The sequence below is a fragment of the Collinsella aerofaciens genome, from assembly GCF_040910325.1.
Lineage (GTDB): Bacteria > Actinomycetota > Coriobacteriia > Coriobacteriales > Coriobacteriaceae > Collinsella > Collinsella aerofaciens_BL.
Genome location: NZ_JBDGAV010000001.1, coordinates 174,844 through 194,173 on the forward strand (window position 1 = coordinate 174,844; position 19,330 = coordinate 194,173).

A 19,330-nucleotide genomic window follows, 5' to 3' on the forward strand; every position below is an offset into this window, starting at 1 on the left:
CGATTGATAATCGATTGGGTTTGTTGGGCGGAGTCTATGTCTGCTATTGATATCGTGCTTGCTGTGACCGCCTTGGTGGCGGCGGGGGTTGCTGTGGCTTGTGCCCTGCAGCTCAAGGGCCTTCGCGCCGAGCTGCGGGAGCGCGGCGATAGCGGGGCAGAGATGCTGGCTGCGCTCGAGCAGGCCAACAGCACGCTCGATGCCCTCAACGTCGCGCTGGCAGAAACCCGCCGCACGGCAAACGCCATCGCGCAGCAGCAGACGACCGACGCCGCCGTGGAGCAGCAACGCTACCTGACCATTGCGCGCGAGTTCTCGCAGGCCGGCGACCGCATGGATGACCTGCGCCGCGAGACGGCCCAACAGCTCGGCGCCAACCGCGAGGGCATCGAGCACCGCCTGGACAAGGTGCGTGAGACGGTCGATGCCCAGCTGGGCGCCATCCGCAAGGACAACAACGTGCAGCTCGATCAGATGCGCTCGACGGTGGACGAGAAACTCTCCCGTACGCTCAACGATCGCCTGTCTGCATCGTTTAAGCAGGTGAGCGACCAGCTCGAGGCCGTGTACAAGGGCCTGGGCGATATGCAATCTATCGCCACCGGCGTGGGCGACCTTAAGCGCGTGCTGGGCAATGTGAAGGCGCGTGGCATTTTGGGCGAGGTGCAGCTGGGCGCAATCCTGGCGGACATCCTTACGCCCGACCAGTATCTGGAAAACGTTGCCACCAAGCCCGGCACCTCGGAGCGCGTTGAGTTTGCTGTCAAGCTGCCGGTGGACGAGGGTGATCCCGTGCTGCTGCCGATCGACTCCAAATTCCCGGGCGATGCGTACGAGCATCTGCTCGACGCCCAGGAGTCGGGTGACGCTGAGGCCGTCGCCGCAGCGCGCAAGACGCTCGATATGATGGTGAAGCGCGAGGCAAAGGACATCTGCGAAAAGTATCTGAGCGTGCCCGCGACTACCAACTTTGGCATTATGTTCGTTCCGTTTGAGGGGCTGTACGCCGAGGTCGTCAGCCGCCCCGGGCTTATCGAGACCCTGGGCCGCGACTATCACGTCAACGTTGCCGGCCCCAGCACCATGGCGGCCATCCTCAACAGCCTGCAGATGAGCTACCAGACGTTTAGGCTGCAAAAACGCACCGATGACGTGCTGCGCGTGCTTTCCGCCGTCAAGGCTGAGCTGCCGCGCTATCAGGCGGCGCTACGCCGCGCCCAACAGCAGATCGAGACTGCGGGCAAGACGGTCGAGGGCATTATCACCACGCGCACCAACGTTATGGAGCGCAAGCTCAAGGACATCGATGCGCTGGAGGATGCCGAGGAGGCCGACGCGATTCTGGGCTTGGAGTCCGCAGGCTTACTCGCGGGCCAGGAAGACGAGGGCTAGCCGCAACGGACGGCGGGGCGTCGGCGCAAGCGCGAGGCGCGGGCGCTTTTCGCATCGTGCTTGCTTGAAGTGCGCTTTAGTGTGCTACAAAGGCGTTTCGCCCTATCAGACGTGAAAGGAAGCCCATGTCTCAGAGAAGCACCAGCCCGCTCAAGCGCTCCACCGTGCGCCGCACGTTGCAGCGTTTTTGGGATGTCACGCGCACGCAGCCGCTGATCGTCTTTCTCTCGGTATTCTCGTCGGCGGGCTATATCTTTTTGCTTACGTTTGCCAACACCTACGTGATGGCGCTTATCGTCGACCGCGTCCAGGCCGGCCCCGTGGCAGGCGACCAGGTGTTTGAGGTCTTTGGTCCTTACATTTTGGCGCTCGTGCTCGTTAACCTGGTAGGCCAGATCCTCTCCAAGCTGCAGGACTACACCGTCTACAAGCTCGAGATTGCGGGCAACTATCACCTGGCGCGCCTGTGCTTTGACACGCTCTCCAATCAATCCATGACATTCCACACCAGCCGCTTTGGCGGATCGCTTGTGAGCCAGACGAGCCGTTTTATGAGCGGCTACACGGGTCTGGTGGACGTAACGGTGTATTCGCTCATCCCCACCATCACCTCGGTCGTCTGCACGGTGGCGGCGCTCGCCCCGGTGGTGCCGACGTTTACCGTGATCCTGGTGGGCATCATGGTCGTCTACATTGCGTTTGTCTGGTTTATGTACAAGCGCATCATGCCGCTTTCGGCCGCGACGTCCGCTGCGCAGAACAAGCTGTCGGGTGTGCTTTCCGACGCGGTCACGAACATCCTGGCCGTCAAAACCTGCGGGCGCGAGGACTTTGAGCGCGACCTATTCGATACCGCTGACCGTGCCGCGCGTGATGCCGAAACGGTTTCGATGCACGCCATGATGCAGCGCAACTTTACGACCTCGGGCCTTATCGTCATCACCATGGCCGTGGTGAGCGTGTTCGTGGCGGGCGGCAACGCGTGGTTTGGCATCTCTGCCGGCGCGCTCGTCATGATCTTTACCTATACGTACAACCTCACCATGCGTCTGAACTACGTGAGCTCCATGATGCAGCGCATCAATCGCGCGCTGGGCGATGCGGCCGAGATGACGCGCGTGCTGGACGAGCCGTGTCTGGTGGCAGACGACGAGAACGCCCCCGAGCTCAAGGTGAGCGAGGGCGCGATTGATTTTGAGCACTTGAGCTTTGCATACCGTGATGCCGCGGCGGGCGAGAGCGTGTTCGACGACCTGACGCTCCATGTGGCGGCGGGCCAGCGCGTGGGCCTGGTGGGCAAATCGGGCTCGGGCAAGACGACACTCACCAAGCTGTTGCTGCGCCTGGACGACGTACAGGTCGGCCGCGTGCTCGTGGACGGCCAGGACGTTTCGCGCTGCACGCAGCAGAGCCTGCGCCGCCAAGTTGCCTACGTGCCGCAGGAGGCGCTGCTGTTCCATCGCTCCATTCGCGAGAATATCGCCTACGGCCGCCCCGACGCTACCGACGAGCAGATCCGCGAAGCGGCTCGCTTGGCTAATGCGACCGAGTTTATCGACCGCCTGCCCCGTGGCTTTGACACCATGGTGGGCGAGCGGGGCGTTAAGCTTTCGGGCGGCCAGCGCCAGCGCGTGGCCATTGCCCGCGCTATTCTGACCGATGCGCCGATCCTGGTGCTCGACGAGGCGACGTCTGCCTTGGACAGCGAGTCCGAGGCGCTGGTGCAGGAGGCGCTCGAGAACCTGATGCGCGGCCGCACCTCCATTGTGGTGGCACATCGCCTGTCCACCGTGGCGGCGCTCGACCGCATCGTGGTACTGGCGGACGGCGAGATTGTCGAGGACGGTACGCATGCGCAGCTTGTCGAGGCTGGCGGCGAGTACGCAAGCCTGTGGGGCCGCCAGACCGGCGCATTTTTGGAGGCGTAAAGACCCCATACGTGGGACAATCGTGCCCATAGGTTTGTTATGCCGCCGAGCCGAGGAGTCGTTATGCCACGCGAGACCAATGCCGCCAAACGCGAGCGCGCCATCGAGGTGTGCGAGCGCCTTAACCGTCGCTATGGCCCGGTCGAGTGCTTCTTGGACCACGAGAATCCCTTTAGGCTGCTCATCGCGGTGCTGCTCTCGGCGCAAACGACCGACGCGCAAGTCAACAAGGTGACGCCGCGGCTGTTTGCCCAGTGGCCCACGCCCGAGGTCATGGCCGGGGCGAGTGTTGCCGACGTGGCGGACACGATCAAGTCGCTTGGCTTCTACAAGAGCAAGGCCAAACACGCCGTGGAAGCGGCGCAGATGATCGTTGCCGATTACGGCGGTGTAGTGCCGGCGGATATGAAGGAGCTCGTCAAACTGCCGGGTGTGGGGCGCAAGACGGCGAACATCGTGCTCAACGTGGGGTATGGCATCGTGGAAGGCATCGCGGTGGATACGCACGTCAACCGTATCGCGCATCGCCTGATGCTGAGTCCCAAGACGCACGCCAAAGAGCCGCTCAAGACCGAGCAGGATCTGCTCAAGATCTTGCCGCACGAGTATTGGGAGTCGGTCAATCACCAGTGGATCACCTTTGGCCGCGAAATCTGCGACGCCCGCAAACCCAAGTGCGACGAGTGCCCACTGGCAGACCTTTGTCCCAGCGTACGCGTGATGGGGTAGGGCCCGGCACGTTTTGCCAGCGTCCGAAGGCTGTGGCCAATGTTGCGCAACGCATTTGGGCCGCGAAGGCTCAATATGATGGCGACAGATGCCGTTTGTTGTGAGGAGATGCCCGAATATGTTTTGCACCAAGTGTGGCTCCGAGATGCCCGATGGAACTGAATATTGCACGAACTGCGGGGCGCGCATCGGCGCTGCCTCCCCGGCGGCCGCGCCTGCTGAGCCCGCATCGATGCCGGCGGCAGGGATGCCTCCCGTGCAGAAGAAGTCGCATAAGCGAGCGGTGATTATCGGCATATGTGCAGCGGGCGTGCTGGTGGCCGGCGGCGCTGCGCTGGCGCTGACCGGCGTGCTGGGTCCGCTTGGGCAGGGCAATTCATCGCAGATTACAGTACTTGGGTCCGACGAGGGTTCGGCCGAGCACAAGGACAAGGGAAGCGCCAAGGAGAAGTCTGCCGCCGACGAGGATGAGGCAGATGAGCCTGAGCAGACCGGCAGCAGCGTAAAAGTCGACCTCAACGACCAGGCAACTTATGCCGCCGCAAACCTGTTCCTGTCGAACTTTACGGAGGAACACTTCGATCGGGACTGGTATCAGGCGGGCGACTTCGATTCGACTGACGGACTTTCTGATGACGAGAAATACAAGCTGGTTAAGTTTATCTGGTGCCATTTTATTGACAACGCGCCGTATCGAATCGAGAAGGGTGACTATGACAACGGCAATCGCCAGCGCGTGGCGACTGATGCGGTCAATAGGGAACTCAACCGCTTGACGGGCCTGACGCTTTCCGATGCCGATATGACTTATGACAGAACGCCGGAGGGGCAGGCGATTCCTGATTCGGCCGAAGCGCATGACGGGTACCTGTATCTGAAACAGGAATACGGCCAGGGAAATTACAACCCATCGTGTGCCATCGTTACGGGCGCGACTGACCTTGGCGACAACATCTACGAGCTCACCTATGAGGTTTACAGTGCTGGCGGTGCGTTACTTCCTTCCGACATCCCCGAGAGCACCTATGGCCTGCCAAAGGATCAGTTCATCGCCGCAATTCAAGCGGATGCATCCAGGGGCCGCACCGAGACTTGCACGGTCCGCGTCGCGCAGGGTGACGGCGCCCCGACCTTCACACTGCTTAAAATGGGCGTCTACGATTAGGCTCGGTGGACAGCTCACTCTGATAACGCCAGGCGACTTGCCCGTCTGGCGTTTTTGTTGCGGGGCTGGGCATGCGCTTGAGCTGGAGTATTTGTCGCCTCCTGCCGCCTCATGCAAAAATGTGTTGCTAATTTAGAAGCCTATTCAAGCGCGCCGAAGTCGTGCGTGCTGGCGTAGCATGAGCAAAAAATCAAGCAATGGAGGGTAACGTGGCAACATTGAAGACGCGAGAGCTCGAAGATTATTTTGAACGCATCGTACGCACGCGCGAAGGTGACCTACCTGGTCGTCGCAAAGGCGACGAATACTTGTCTCAAACCCATGCGCTCTACCATGGTGATCCTGCGCCCTGGGCTCTGACGCCAAAGATATTCGACATGGATATGACGGCGCTTCTTAAGGAGGCCGCCGAGCGCATGTACGGCATTATGGACAAGGTGACGCGGGCGTTTTGTTCCGATGCCTCCGTGCGTGCGTGGTTTCGCATGGATCCGGCTTTTGCTGACCTGTGCGCTATGGATGCCGGCTATGATTGCCAAATTCCCCTTGCGCGTGTTGATATCTTTCTTGACGAAGATGCCGGTTCGTATACGTTTTGCGAGCTCAATACCGACGGCAGTGCCGGAATGGTAGTGACCGATGCGGTCTGTCAGGCGGTGCGAATGACGCCTTCCTTTGAGGAGTTTGCATCCGACCACCCCGGCTTTCGGCAGTACGATTTGTGCGGTAGCTGGATAGACGCATTGTTTGAGACCTATGCAGAGTGGAAGCTGGCCCATCCTCGCCGCACCGAGGATAGTGCACGATCGGACGACGGGGCCCGCGTTGACGAGGGGCTCTATGCACCGCAATCAAAAATATATCCCGCTTCGGTGGCAATCGTCGACTATTCGGAAAGCATCGACTTGGAAGATGCGGCTCATTTTGTCGACCTTATGAGGCGACGGGGTGTGGTGGCGCGCTTTGCGGATGTGCGCGACCTGCGGATTGGCGAAGACGAGAGCGGTGCTAGGCGGCTGTGCGATGCCGCCGGTCCTATTGATTGCGTTTGGCGGCGCGCGGTGACCGGCGAGCTGTGGGATAAGCCGTGCGACGGACGCTCGGCCTTAATTGAGGCTGCCCAAGAAGGGCTCGCATGCGTCGTCGGCGGATTTAGAACGTGGCCGTGTGCGACTAAGACCGTATTTGCATTTCTGTGGTCTCGGGCCGGTCAGTCCTTGTTGAGCCCGGAGGAGCAATCGTTTGTACGGGAGCATGTGCCCTATACCGAGATTTTGGACGAAAGCGCCCAGTTGTCGAGATTTGCCGAAAAGGATCGATGGATTGTCAAGCCGTGCGGCGGCTACAACGCGGTTGGCGTTGTTGCCGGCTTGGATGCCACGGAACGGGAATGGTCCCAGGTGCTTGCTCGCGCTGCGGCCGCTGGGGCGATTGTACAGGAGTATGCTCAGCAGTATCAGACTCCCTGCTTGCGCGGAACGCTTGTCAATGGGCCGCATCGAGGAGAGGCACCCAAAGGACTTGTGGATGATCTCGGTTTTGCGCCCGCTTCTAATATGGAAGGCCTGTACCTGTATCGCGGTCGTTTCGCGGGCGTGTACACACGCGTCGGCTTTGCCAACACCATAGGCGAGTGGACGAGCCGCTTGAACGTTGCGAGCTTTTTTGAGGAATAGCCGTTTCTTGGGGCACCTTCCGTGGTTGCGGCGTTCGAAGTGACGGGGAGATTTTGGCGAAGCCGATGAGCCCGGTTCTATCTGGCGTTTTTTGCGGGGCTGGGCGTACGCTTGAGCTGGAGTCCTCTCCATGCGCTACCATGACAGGCAACGAATTTGACGAACGACCCGCCGAGCTTGCCTCGGCGGGCTTTTGGCGTTGCGATGCCGGAGGAACAGCATGCTCATTCACCGTATAGCCGCGCAGCTCTACACTGCCGAGGCACTGCGGACCGTCGAGGCCGGGCTCGATGCTGGCGAGGACGTGACGCTGGCCGTGTCTCAGTCGGGCCGAACGCTTATGGCCGCCGCCCAGTTTGCGCGTCGTCCGCGCCCCACGGTCTACATCGTGAGTGGCGAGGATGCGGCCGATCGCGCCGCACGCAGTCTGGCCGCCTATGTGGGCCTGGCGCACGTGTGTCGTTTTCCCGAGCGCAAGGACTATCCGTGGCGCGAGCAGGCGCCCGACGACGCCGTGGTGGCCCAGCGCTGCGAGGCCCTGGGACGCATCGTGCGCGGCGACAACTGCATCATGGTCGCCTCGGCTCGCGCACTGCTGCGCTGCGTGCCGCCAGTCGAGAGCCGCTACTGGGAGTCCACGACCTTTGCGGTGGGCGAGGAGATTCCCTTTGACGAGGTGCCGCAGCGTCTGGTGGGCATGGGCTACACCAATGCCGGCGCCGCCGACGCGCCCGGCCTGTTCCGCGTGCACGGCGACACCGTCGAGGTGTTCCCCGCGCAGGAGAAGGCGCCCGTGCGCATTGAGTTCTTCGGCGACGAGATCGATCGCATCCGCCGTATGGTGAGCTCAACGGGGCAGACCATCGGCAACGAGGACAGTATCGAGATCTTCCCCTGCCGTGAGCTGGCGCTTACCGACGATGCCGTCCACAACATGCACGTGGCGCTCTACCGCGCCAGCCAGGACGACAGCAAGCTGGCGGCGCTGCTCGAGATGGTGGATGCACGCATCGTCACGCCCGAGCTCGACCGCTTTTTGCCGGTGATGTACGGCCAGACCGTAAGCCCACTGGCACACGTGGGCGGCAAGGCGCTCGTGGTTCTATCCGAGCCGCGCTCGCTGTTCGACGACTGTCTGCGCGCCTACGAGGATATCGAGGCCCGTGCCGGCGAGGCGGGGATTGACCGCCTGGACGGCCTGTATGTGCGCGCCCAACAGCTCGATTTTGGTGCCCAGCAGCGCCTGAACTATGTGAGCCTCATCCGTGCCGGCGGTGCGGTGACGGCCGAGCTCAAGATTGAGCAGCCGGCCATCGCAGGCTCGGACAACCGTTTTATGACGCGCATCCAGGAAGTCGTGGGCAAGCGCTACGCCTGCGTGTTTGCCATTCCCGACCGCGGTGCGCGCGAGTCGATGGAGCTCACCTTTGGCGACGAGGGCATTACCTTTGAGGAATCGCTGACCGCGGCGCCCGAAAATGCCGGTGCTATCGGCGACCGCGTGCGCGTGGCAGCGGCGGATTCCGCCGACCGTGCCGCACGCCAGGAGGCCCATGCTTCCATTCGCGAGCGTAAGGCCGACGCGCTCAACGCCCGCTCGCTCGAGGCGGGTGCCGCCCAGGCTGCCGCTGGTGCCGCCGTGCCCACCATCTCGCGCGGACGCGTGACCTTTGTCGATGCCGCTCTGCCGCAGGGCGTGGTGGTGCCCGATGCCAACCTGGCCGTGTTCTCAATCGCCGACCTCAACGCCCGCATGGACGCCAACCGCGCGCGCAGCCGCCGCAAGGTGGACATTACGCAGATCACGTTCCCGTTTAAGCCGGGCGACTACGTGGTGCACGCCACTCACGGCATCGCACTCTTTAGCGAGATCGCGCGCCAAGAAGTGGGCGGCAAGGAGCGCGACTACTTTTTGCTGGAATATGCCGATGGCGACAAGCTCTACGTGCCGCTCGAGCAGGTCGACCGCATCACGCGCTATGTTGGCCCCGACGGCGACAAACCGCGCTTGACCAGGCTCAACACCGCCGACTGGACGCGTGCCACCAATAAGGCGCGCAAGAATGCCAAAAAGCTGGCGTTTGACCTGGTCGATCTGTATACGCGCCGCTCGTCGATTACCGGTATCGCCTGCCCGCCCGACACGCCCGAGCAGATCGAGATGGAGGAGAGCTTTCCCTACGACGAGACGCGCGACCAGCTGGAGGCCATCGCCGACATTAAGGCCGACATGGAGGCGCCCAAGCCCATGGACCGTCTGCTGTGCGGCGACGTGGGCTTCGGCAAGACCGAGGTCGCTCTGCGTGCGGCGTTTAAGTGCGTGGACTCCGGCCGCCAGGTCATGGTGCTCTGCCCCACGACCATTCTTGCCCAGCAGCACTACGAGACATTCTTTGAGCGCTTTGCCCCGTTTGGCCTGGAGGTCGAGGTGCTCAGCCGCTTCCGCACCCCGGCGCAGCAGAAGCGCGCGCTTAAGGCGTTTGCCGAGGGCACGATTGATGTGCTCATCGGCACGCACCGCTTGCTTTCTGCCGATGTGAACCCCAAGAACCTGGGCATGGTGATCATCGACGAGGAGCAGCGCTTTGGTGTGCAGCACAAGGAGCAGCTCAAGAACCTGCGCGAGCAAATTGACGTGCTTACGCTTTCGGCAACGCCCATCCCGCGTACCATGCAGATGGCCACGAGCGGCGTGCGCGATATGAGCCTGATCACCACGCCGCCGACCGGGCGTCGTCCCGTGATCGTACACGTGGGGGAGTACGACCCCGACGTGGTGAGCGCGGCGATTCGCCTGGAGGTGGGCCGCGGCGGTCAGGTGTATTACGTGTCCAACCGCGTCAAGACCATCGATGACGCTGTGGCGCGCGTGCACGAGGCCGCGCCCGAGGCGCGCGTGGGTGTGGCACACGGCAAGATGAGCCCGCGCGAGGTCGAGGACGTGATGATCGAGTTCGCGACCAAGAAGATTGACGTGCTTATCGCTACGACCATTGTGGAGAGCGGTATCGACAACGCAACGGCCAACACGCTCATCATCGAGGACTCGCAGCGTTTGGGTCTGGCGCAGCTCTACCAGCTCAAGGGCCGTGTGGGCCGCTCTGCTACGCAGGCCTACGCGTACTTTATGTTCCCGGGCGAGCTGCCGCTCACCGAGGAGGCCACGGCGCGCCTGACCGCGCTTTCCGAGTTCCAAGACCTGGGCAGCGGCATGCGCATCGCCATGCGCGACCTGGAGATCCGCGGTGCCGGTTCGCTCATGGGCGCCGAGCAGCACGGCAACCTGTCGAGTGTGGGCTTTGACCTGTTTACGCAGATGCTGGGCCAGGCCGTGGCCGAGGCGCGCGGCGACGACGATGCTGGCGTGGAGGCGGCGAGCGTGGGCATCAACCTGCCGGCCGACTACTTCTTGTCCGAGGAGTACATGCCAGCGGTGGACCAGCGCGTGCTCGTGTACCGCAAGCTCGCGGCGGCCGAGGACCTGGAGAGTATCGACGAGGTGCAGGAGGAGACCGAGGCTGCGCACGGTGAGCTGCCGTTGGCGGGGCTCAACTTGTTCAACCGCGCGCGCATCCGTATTCGCGGCGAGCGCCTGGGGCTCGAGAGCGTCACGCTCAGCGGTGGACGCATTACCTTCCTGGGGGTTGACGTTCCCAAGAAGGTAGCCTTTGAGCTTAAGACTCGCTATGGCGCGGTGAACTTCCCCAAGAGCCGCAAGCTGTCGGTGCCCTACAAGGCGGGCGCCGGTGCGGGCAGCGGCCTGGGTCGCGGCCTCGACGCCAACGACGGCACCGGCCCGGTGGCCGCGGCACTCATGCTGCTGCAGCAGCTGGGCGCCAGTGATGATGACTAGCGAGTCGACGCTGCAAACACCCCATTTGGACACTCTGGTTCCATCGAAAGGAAAGCATGTTCGGATACATCTATAAGAAAGATGCCGCCATTATCGCGGTTGTCCTGTGTCTTTGTCTGGGCGTGGGCAGCTTCTTCGATTATCAGATCTCGAGCGCGCTGTTCAACATCGGCAGCATGTACGGCCGCTTTATCGAGGCGGCCGGCGAGCTACCGTTCGAGCTGACGGCGAGCATCGCGGGCGTTATGCTCGTGCGCTCGGCGCGTCTCGATTCCAAGACGAGCAAGTGGCTCGCCGTGCTGGGCGTTCTGATCAACGTGGGCCTGGTCGGCTACGAGATTATCGGATCGCTGCGCGTCGGCGGCAAGCTCATCGCGTTTCAGCTGGTTCTGACGTTTGCGTTGGTCATCGCAGCCAACCTCATCGCCTATCGCCTCACGCGCGACACCGACCCCGACGAGCTTACGCGCTGGGCGTTGATGGTACTGGCTGTGTGGGTCGCTCAGGCCATCATCCTCAACGTCATTGTTAAGCCGCTGTGGTCGCGCCCGCGCATGCGCGTGATCGAGGTCACGCCGGGGCTCAATTTTCAGCCGTGGTGGGTGATCGGCAATCCCGACAAGTGGACCTATATCGCCGCCGGCGTGATCAAGGACGGGTTCAAGTCGTTTGCGAGCGGACACACGGCGCATGCGGCGATCGGCCTTATGCTTGCCGGGCTTCCCGCGGCAGCCTTTACGGAAAAGCCTTCGCGTCGTCGCGTGGTCTTTTGGACGGCGGCTGTGGTTGCGGCGCTCGTCGCGCTTGGCCGCATCGTGATCGGTGCGCACTTTTTGAGCGACGTGAGCTGCGGTTTTGCCCTGGTACTGGCACTTGAGTGCCTTGCCGCGCGCATTGCCTATCCCAACGGCGTACAATAGCCCCGTTTGAATCATCGGGCCCGTGCCCGGCTAGAGAGGATTGCCATGCTCGCGTTTAACAACGACTATTCCCACGGCGCACATCCGGCGGTGCTGCAGGCGCTCGTCGACACTAATATGGAGCCGCAGCCCGGATACGGTACCGATGCGCACACCGAGCGTGCCAAGCAGCTTATCCGCGAGGCCTGCCAGGCCCCCGATGCCGACGTGTTTTTTCTGGTGGGCGGCACGCAGGCCAACGCGACGGTGATCGACATGCTGCTCGCGCCGTACGAGGGCGTCGTTGCTGCCGAGACCGGCCACGTCGCCTGCCACGAGGCGGGCGCCATCGAGTTTGGCGGCCACAAGGTGCTCACCATCCCCGGCTATGAGGGCAAGATGCACGCCGAGGACCTCGAGAACTATATCCAGGTATTCTACGAAAACGAGAGCTACGAGCACACGGTGTTTCCGGGTGCCGTGTACGTGAGTCTATCGACCGAGTACGGCACGCTGTACTCCAAGGCCGAGCTTGCGGCGATTCACGCAGTGTGCCAGAAGCGCCAGATTCCGCTGTTTGTGGATGGCGCCCGCCTGGCCTATGCGCTGGCGGCCGATGAGTGCGACATTACCCTGCCCGAGCTGGCGCAGCTGTGTGACGTGTTCTACATCGGCGGCACCAAGTGCGGCGCTCTGTGCGGCGAGGCCGTGGTGTTTTGCGGCATGCACGCCCCGGCGCATCCCATTCCGCGTATTAAGCAGCACGGCGCGCTGTTGGCCAAGGGTCGCCTCACGGGCGTGCAGTTTGAGGCGCTCTTTACCGACGGCCTGTATTTTGAGATTGGTCGCCAGGCGATCGAAACCGCGCAGGCGCTTCGTCGCGTGCTGCACGAGCACGGCTACCGGTTCTTCTTGGAGACGCCCACAAACCAGCAGTTTGTGATTCTGCCCAACGAGGACATGGCCCGCATTCGCGAGCATGCGGCGATCGAGTACTGGGAAAAGTACGACGATACCCACACGGTGGTGCGTTTTTGCACCAGCTGGGCCACGACGCAGGAGGATATCGACGCGTTGGCGGCTGTCCTGTAGCCTGATGTAATGACAAGGGGCCGCCCTGCGCTTGAGCTTGGCGCAGGGCGGCCTTTGCTTTTGGGGGAGAAGGGTTGTATGACCGAGATGTTCGAGCCGACGATTCGCCTGGCGACGCCCAATGATGCGCCGGCGTTGCTTGCCATCTATGAGCCGTATGTGCGCCAGACGGCGATTACCTGCGAATACGAGGTGCCGAGCGTTGAGGAGTTCGCCGGGCGCATCGAGCGTACGCTCAAGCGCTATCCGTATCTGGTGATGGAGCTGGACGGGCGTCCGGTAGGCTATGCCTATGTGAGTCCGCTTAACAGCCGCGAGGCATACGACTGGTCGGTCGAGACATCGATCTACCTGGCGCGCGACGTGCGCCATGGCGGGCTGGGCCGCAAGCTGCACGACGCGCTCAAGCAATGCCTGGTCGCGATGGGCATCACCAACATGTGCGCGCTCATTGCCGTGCCGCACGACAAGGACGACGAGTATCTGACGCACAACAGCCAGGATTTCCATGCCCATATGGGATATCGCCTGGTGGGTGCCTTCGACCGCTGCGCTCAAAAGTTCGGCCGCTGGTACGACATGTGCTGGATGGAGCTGGTCCTAGCCGAGCGCACACCCAACCAACCCAAACCAACCTGGTTCCCTGACCTCCTTGCCTAAAACCACCACAAAGGTGCCTGTCCCCATTGTGGTGGTTTTGGTGTTGGTTAGCCGATGGGCTCGGTGTATTTGGCGCGGTCGGTTCGTTGGATGCGCTTGGAGACGTGGAGCGGGCGGCCGTCGGTGTCGTAGACGTAGTCGGTGATTAGGATCAGCGCCTGCCCGCGCTCAACGTTGAGCAAAAACGCCTCGTTTTGCGAGGCATAGCACACCTCAAAGGTCTTATGCCCCTGTGCCGGTGCGCGATGGAACTCCTGTCGCAGCGCGGCGTAGAGCGAACCGTTGATATCGCGATTGATGAGTGCCTCGAAGCTTGGCGGCAGGTAGGTGGTCTCCAAGCACAGCGGCGCGTCGTCCAGGTAGCGCAGGCGGACAAGTTTGACGAGCTTGCTGCCCACGGCGGCGTCAAAGAACTTGGCTATGCTGCCGGCCGCCTTGGCAAAGCCTGAGTCCACGGTGCGCGTGGTGGGCTTCATGCCCTGGCCTTCGACCTGCTTGGTATAGCTCGAAAACACTAGGTTGTTCTCGTGGAGCGCGGGCGTGTCGGCCACAAAGGCGCCACGCCCGCGCTCGGTGCGCACCAGGCCCTCATCAACGAGCACCTTAAGGGCGTGGCGCACGGTGCTGCGCGACAGCCCCGATTCGTCCATGAGCTCCATCTCGGACGGCAGCTTGTCTCCGCGTGCGTAGATGCCGGCGGCGATGCGGTCGCGAAGCGTACCCGCCAAGCGCTCGTATTGGCTCAGTTTCTTTTTAGATGAAGCGTTCATGCGATCAACCTGTAACTAACATGTATGCGTATCTAATCAAGCATGTATTCAATACAACAACAAAACCGCTGGTGGACAATTATTAAAAACTGCATCAGCAAAAATTCTAAGACAAATATAGCATACAACTAGTCGACATAACCAAAACATGTATGTAACTTGTATGCCATCGAGAGCATCAAACGAGAAGAAAGGCTGATGCACGATGACTACTCAGGAACAGGTTAAGGATGTCGTCTCCCAGGTTTTGGCTGACAAGGCAGACAAGGGCGGCATCAAGCGCGTCGTGTGGATTGGCGCCGGCGGATCCAACGGCGGCAACTATCCTGCTCAGTACTTTATGGAGCACGAGGCCACGCAGATCGTGAGCTCCAGCTATACCAGCAACGAGTTCGTGCACGCCACGCCCGCCTATGTCAACGAGAACACCCTGGCCGTCGTCGTGTCCATGCGCGGCACCAAGGAGACCATCGTTGCCGCCCAGGTCGCCAAGGACCACGGCGCCAGCACCATCGCCATCTATGTTGACGAGTCCGGTCTTACCGAGGTTTGCGACTACAAGATCCAGTACGACAGCCTGGCCGTTGACGAGTCCTGCATGGGCCGCACCAACTCCGCCGTCGTGACCATGATCGCAATGGAGCTCACGCAGCAGACCGAGGGCTATGCCGAGTACGAGACCGCTATGGCCGCCTTCGACTTGGTCGACCCCATCTATCGCAAGGCCGTCGAGTACACCCGTCCGCTCGCTGCCAAGTGGGCCGAGCAGAACGCCGACAAGCCCTGCATCAACGTCATGGCCCAGGGCCCGCTCTTTGGTGCCGCCTACGTCTTTAGCATCTGCAACGTGCAGGAGATGCTGCAGATCGACTCTTGCACCATCAACACCTGCGACTTCTTCCACGGCCCCTTCGAGATCCTGGACAAGCGCACCTCGCTGTTCCAGCTCATCAGCGTCGGCCGCAGCCGCTGCAACGACGAGCGCGGCATCCGCTTCGTCAACCAGTACGGTGGCGAGCGCGTCTATCAGCTCGACGCCAAGGAGCTCGGCCTCAACGACATCAAGGACAGCGTGAGCGAGTACTTCAACCACCTGATCTTTGCCCCGATCCTCAACAACGTGTATATGCGCGCGCTCTCTGCCGTCACCCACAAGGACTACATGACGCGCCGCTACATGTGGAAGCTCGATTACTAGGGGATATTGGTTCCGCCGTTCTACCGAACGGCGGACCGGCCGACGCTGCGCACCCGGCATTTGGCCAATCTGCCGTTCAATTTCAAAGGCGCGACCAGAAGGTCAGCGCCTTTTCATTTCACGGCACCTTGGCTCAAATGACGGGCGCTCGCTGACATTGCCAAAACGTCGGCGTTGCCGTGGTTGGCACTTGGGGACGTTCCTTTTGTGCCGGCACTTGGGGACACTCCTGGGACTCATTTTCCCGTTCGGCGATTTGTGTCTTGAAAAATGTATATAACGACTATAACGTAGTGTGAAACATATTGGAAATAATACCGAGGAGGCTGCGTTGAAGAAAAGCAATCTGGGCTATGTGCTGGTGCTAATCGCCGCGCTTATGTGGGGCAGCATCGGAATCTTTGTAAACGGCATCTCGGCCATGGGCGTTTCGTCCCAGAGCATGGCTGCCTTTCGCTTGTTGGTCGGAGCGCTTATCTTGGCGCCGGTCCTGATGTTTATGGGCTGCCGTCCGGGTGAGGGGTCTACCGTGGCTCAGGGTCCGCTTGCCCTGTTCAGGGCAAGCCCTAAAGAGCTTGTTCCCTGCGCGCTTGTCGGTATCGTCGGTTTGGCCGCCGCCAACACTTGCTATTACGAGTGCATGGGCGAGGTGGGCATGTCCACGGCCTCGGTGCTGCTCTACACCTCGCCGGTGTTTGGCGTCATGCTCGGCCGCGTGCTTTATCGCGAGGACGTGACCCCCAACAAGCTCGTTGCCATTGTCTTTAACATCGTTGGCTGCGTGCTTGCAGTGACCAATGGCGACCTTTCCGGTTTCCATTTTTCGGTTTGGGGCGTCACATCGGGCGTGATTGCAGGCCTTTGTGGTGCGTCGCTCGCGGTGTTTAGCCGGATAGCAACCAAGACGGTCCACCCGCTGGCTGTCACGTTTTGGGGCTTTGTTTTTGGCGGTGCGGTTATGGCGGCTATCGCGGCTCCGTGGCCGGATGTCGCCGCGGCAATGTCGCCACAGCTGCTGCTGCTGTTCCTTGGCTTTGGACTCATCCCCACAGCCGTGGCTTACATCTTATATATGCAGGGTCTGTCCATGGGGCTCGAGACGTCGAAAGTTCCCGTCGTAATGTCTTTCGAGACGGTCGTCACCGTACTGGTGGGCATTGGTGTCTATGCCGAGCCCGCCGGCGCGATCAAGGTCCTGGGCATCGTGCTGGTGCTCGCGTCCATCCTGATCATGAACACCGACTTCTCCAAGCTGCGCAACAGTATGTTTGTCGGTCATGTCATTGAGAGCATGACCTTTAAGCCCAACGCGTGGTGGACCGAAAAATCTCAGGACATGGATCTGTTTAAGGAACGCACCGGCATCGCGCTGGAGCCCACCGTGCAGGAAAGCCCCTGGTACTTCGTGCGATAGAGGATTGCGCGCAGGGTCTGACCTGGGGTTATCCAGCCATCGCCGGCCTGCCCTGCGTCAACGTTTCGAGTACGTTAAACCCGTCAACGGTCGATTTTCACCCGCGAACGGTCTTTATACTAATTAGCAATATAAGCAACGTATAAGACGTTATAATGACCATAACGAAAAGGAGGAGGCAAGATGAATCAGATCATTCTCGCATCTCATGGCGGCCTGGCCGCAGGCGCCAAAGACACGCTCGAGATGGTTCTCGGCGACGTGTCGAACGTCCACGTCGTGTCGCTTGCTCGTGACGACAAGGAGCCCATCACCAATAAGGTTGAGGCTATGATCGCCACGTTCAACGCGGACGACACCGTCTATGTGCTGACCGATATGCTCGGCAGCTCGGTCAACAACAACATGGTCGAGCTTTCCAAGAACGGCACGAAGTTCACGGTTGTCAGCGGTTTCAACATCCCGTTGGCGCTCACGCTTGCTATGAGCCCCGCCCCCGTCAAGGGCGCCGAGCTCGCGGCCCTCATCAATGAGGCCCGCACCGGTCTGACCAACCCCAACGCACCGGTCGAGGCCGCCGCGGCTCCCGCCAAGAAGGCCAAGGCGTCCCGTCACAGCTCCGGTCCCGCCAAGATCGTCCTCGCACGTCTTGACTACCGTCTGCTGCACGGCCAGGTCGTCTTTACTTGGACCACCAAGGTTCAGGCCGAGCGCATCATCGTCGTCGACAACGCTGCCGCCAACGATGACATCAAGAAGGGCGCTCTTAAGCTGGCCAAGCCCCAGGGCGTGCGCCTGAACGTCTTCACCGTCGAGCGTGCCCTCGCCAAGATGGATAAGCTCAACACCCTCGGCGAGCGCGTCATGTTCGTCTTTGGCAACACTGCCGAGATGCTGCAGTTCTGTCAGGGCTACAAGCTCGACGCCATCAACCTGGGCGCCACCGCCAACCACGACGGTGCCGATCAGGTCGGCGGCAAGGACAGCTCCGTCTTCCTCGACGCCACCCAGAAGGCCGACGTCAACCAGCTGCTCGACATGGGCATCAAGCTCTATGTCCAGCAGACCCCTACGTATCAGAGCGTCGACATCGACGCCAAGCTGTAATCAACCAGGCTTTTGCCTGACTGAAAGGAGAAGGGTATGAATACGTTCATCAGTGCGGTGCTCGTCGGCCTCGTCGGCGTGTTCTGCATGTGGGACTCCCGCCTGCTCGGTCGTCTTAACTTCGAGCAGCCCCTCGTTGGCGCTACGCTCGTCGGTCTGCTGCTGGGCGATGTGCCCACCGGCCTTGCCGTCGGTGCCGCCGTCGAGCTCGTGTCCATGGGCCTGGTGCAGGTCGGCGCCGCCGTTCCGCCCGATATGGTCCTGGGCGGCATCGTGGCCGCTGCCTTTGCGTGCCTGACCGATGCTTCCGCCGAGACCGCCATGACGATCGCCATTCCGGTCGCCGTCCTGGGTCAGCTCCTCGGCATCGTGTTCCGTTCCATCATCGCCGCCCTCACCCATGTGGCAGATAGCGCGATCGATAACGGAAAGTTCAAGACCGCCTACCGTATGCACATCTGCGCCGGCTCCGGTCTGTACGCCATCATGTACTTCCTGCCGATCTTCCTCGCCGTCTTTGTTGGCACCGACCTGGTTCAGGCCATCGTCAACATGGTTCCCGAGTGGCTGTCCACTGGTCTTAACGTTTCGACCAAGATCATGACCGCCTACGGCTTGGCCCTGCTGCTCACCATGATGATCAAGAAGGGTATGACTCCGTTCCTGTTCATCGGTTTCCTGCTCGCCGCTTACCTCAACCTGTCCGTCATCGCGGTCGCTCTGATCGGTGTGTGCCTGGCTGTCGTCTTCATGGGCTTCAAGTTCAACGGTTCCCATGCAGCCGCCGGTGTCGATTCCGACTACGATCCGCTCGAAGACGACGAAGACTAAGGAGGAACACACTATGGCAACCGCAACCAAGGACGTGTCCCTGAACAAGAAGGTCAGCCAGTTCTTCTGGCGCTCCTGGGCCATCCAGGCCTCTTGGAACTACGAGCGTCAGATGAACATGGGCTTCCTCTACGGCATGGTTCCCACGCTCGACCGCCTCTATCCGGACGAGTCCGACCCCAAGCAGCTCGCTGCTAAGAAAGAGGCTTACCACCGTCACATGGCGTTCTACAACTGCACCCCGCAGACGAGCGCCTTTATCCTGGGCCTCACCGCCTCCATGGAGGAGGAGTACGCCAAGGATCCCGAGAACTTCGATCCCGATTCGATCAACGCGGTCAAGACCTCCCTCATGGGTCCGCTTTCCGGCATCGGTGACTCCTTCTTCCAGGGTACCATCCGCGTTATCGCTTTTGGCCTGGGCGTTCAGCTGGCTCAGCAGGGCTCCATCATGGGCCCGATCCTGGCCATGCTCATCTCCATCGTCCCCTCTGTGCTGATCACTTGGTTCGCAGCCAAGATGGGCTATCAGGGCGGCCACGAGTACCTGAGCAAGCTTCAGGGCGGCGACCTCATGGAGAAGCTCATGTATGTCTGCGGCATCGTGGGCCTTATG

At 61.3% G+C, this 19,330-nt stretch carries 15 protein-coding genes; 14 read left to right on the forward strand and 1 reads right to left on the reverse strand.

Translation table 11 applies throughout. The features are described 5' to 3' along the window. Nucleotides 1–36: 36 nt before the first annotated feature. The 9 genes from AB5Z25_RS00720 to AB5Z25_RS00760 all read left to right on the forward strand — a co-directional run bounded on the left by AB5Z25_RS00720 (nt 37) and on the right by AB5Z25_RS00760 (nt 13,394). On the forward strand, nt 37–1,392 hold the full coding sequence (locus AB5Z25_RS00720) for a DNA recombination protein RmuC (RefSeq protein WP_368134539.1): 1,356 nt from the start codon (nt 37–39) through the stop codon (nt 1,390–1,392). 125 nt (nt 1,393–1,517) lie between these two features. Then, complete coding sequence (locus tag AB5Z25_RS00725) at nt 1,518–3,320, forward strand: ABC transporter ATP-binding protein (protein WP_368134540.1); 1,803 nt, start codon at nt 1,518–1,520, stop codon at nt 3,318–3,320. Between the two features lie 63 nt (nt 3,321–3,383). Beyond that, on the forward strand, nt 3,384–4,049 hold the full coding sequence (gene nth / locus AB5Z25_RS00730; RefSeq protein WP_368134541.1) for an endonuclease III: 666 nt from the start codon (nt 3,384–3,386) through the stop codon (nt 4,047–4,049). A gap of 118 nt (nt 4,050–4,167) precedes the next feature. Next, nucleotides 4,168–5,214: a zinc ribbon domain-containing protein gene (locus tag AB5Z25_RS00735; protein WP_368134542.1), complete on the forward strand. Its 1,047-nt coding sequence runs from the start codon at nt 4,168–4,170 to the stop codon at nt 5,212–5,214. Nucleotides 5,215–5,423: 209 nt separating this feature from the next. Next, entirely contained in the window at nt 5,424–6,890 is a 1,467-nt protein-coding gene (locus tag AB5Z25_RS00740) for a hypothetical protein (RefSeq protein ID WP_368134543.1), read from the forward strand. 220 nt (nt 6,891–7,110) lie between these two features. Continuing rightward, the gene (mfd, locus tag AB5Z25_RS00745; RefSeq protein WP_368134544.1) at nt 7,111–10,743 is read left to right on the forward strand and encodes a transcription-repair coupling factor; all 3,633 of its coding nucleotides are present in this window, start codon (nt 7,111–7,113) and stop codon (nt 10,741–10,743) included. Nucleotides 10,744–10,799: 56 nt separating this feature from the next. Continuing rightward, complete coding sequence (locus AB5Z25_RS00750; RefSeq protein ID WP_368134545.1) at nt 10,800–11,663, forward strand: phosphatase PAP2 family protein; 864 nt, start codon at nt 10,800–10,802, stop codon at nt 11,661–11,663. A 45-nt stretch (nt 11,664–11,708) separates the two neighbouring features. Next, nucleotides 11,709–12,734: a threonine aldolase family protein gene (locus AB5Z25_RS00755; RefSeq protein WP_368134546.1), complete on the forward strand. Its 1,026-nt coding sequence runs from the start codon at nt 11,709–11,711 to the stop codon at nt 12,732–12,734. A 78-nt stretch (nt 12,735–12,812) separates the two neighbouring features. Then, nucleotides 12,813–13,394 (forward strand): GNAT family N-acetyltransferase, encoded by a 582-nt coding sequence (locus tag AB5Z25_RS00760; protein WP_368134547.1) that lies wholly within the window; start codon nt 12,813–12,815, stop codon nt 13,392–13,394. A 47-nt stretch (nt 13,395–13,441) separates the two neighbouring features. On the opposite strand, the gene AB5Z25_RS00765 is transcribed toward AB5Z25_RS00760, so the two are convergent. Further along, on the reverse strand, nt 13,442–14,164 hold the full coding sequence (locus tag AB5Z25_RS00765) for a GntR family transcriptional regulator (RefSeq protein ID WP_368134548.1): 723 nt from the start codon (nt 14,162–14,164) through the stop codon (nt 13,442–13,444). Between the two features lie 205 nt (nt 14,165–14,369). On the opposite strand from AB5Z25_RS00765, the gene AB5Z25_RS00770 reads away from it, so the two are divergent. From AB5Z25_RS00770 to AB5Z25_RS00790, 5 genes are all read left to right on the forward strand, one after another. Beyond that, complete coding sequence (locus AB5Z25_RS00770) at nt 14,370–15,362, forward strand: SIS domain-containing protein (RefSeq protein ID WP_368134549.1); 993 nt, start codon at nt 14,370–14,372, stop codon at nt 15,360–15,362. 331 nt (nt 15,363–15,693) lie between these two features. Continuing rightward, nucleotides 15,694–16,776: a DMT family transporter gene (locus AB5Z25_RS00775; RefSeq protein ID WP_368134550.1), complete on the forward strand. Its 1,083-nt coding sequence runs from the start codon at nt 15,694–15,696 to the stop codon at nt 16,774–16,776. Nucleotides 16,777–16,959: 183 nt separating this feature from the next. Continuing rightward, complete coding sequence (locus tag AB5Z25_RS00780) at nt 16,960–17,883, forward strand: PTS sugar transporter subunit IIAB (protein ID WP_022095162.1); 924 nt, start codon at nt 16,960–16,962, stop codon at nt 17,881–17,883. A gap of 36 nt (nt 17,884–17,919) precedes the next feature. Then, the gene (locus AB5Z25_RS00785; RefSeq protein ID WP_022095161.1) at nt 17,920–18,714 is read left to right on the forward strand and encodes a PTS mannose/fructose/sorbose/N-acetylgalactosamine transporter subunit IIC; all 795 of its coding nucleotides are present in this window, start codon (nt 17,920–17,922) and stop codon (nt 18,712–18,714) included. A 13-nt stretch (nt 18,715–18,727) separates the two neighbouring features. Beyond that, nucleotides 18,728–19,330 (forward strand): PTS system mannose/fructose/sorbose family transporter subunit IID (locus tag AB5Z25_RS00790; RefSeq protein WP_368134551.1); only part of this gene is annotated, 603 nt, incomplete at its 3' end.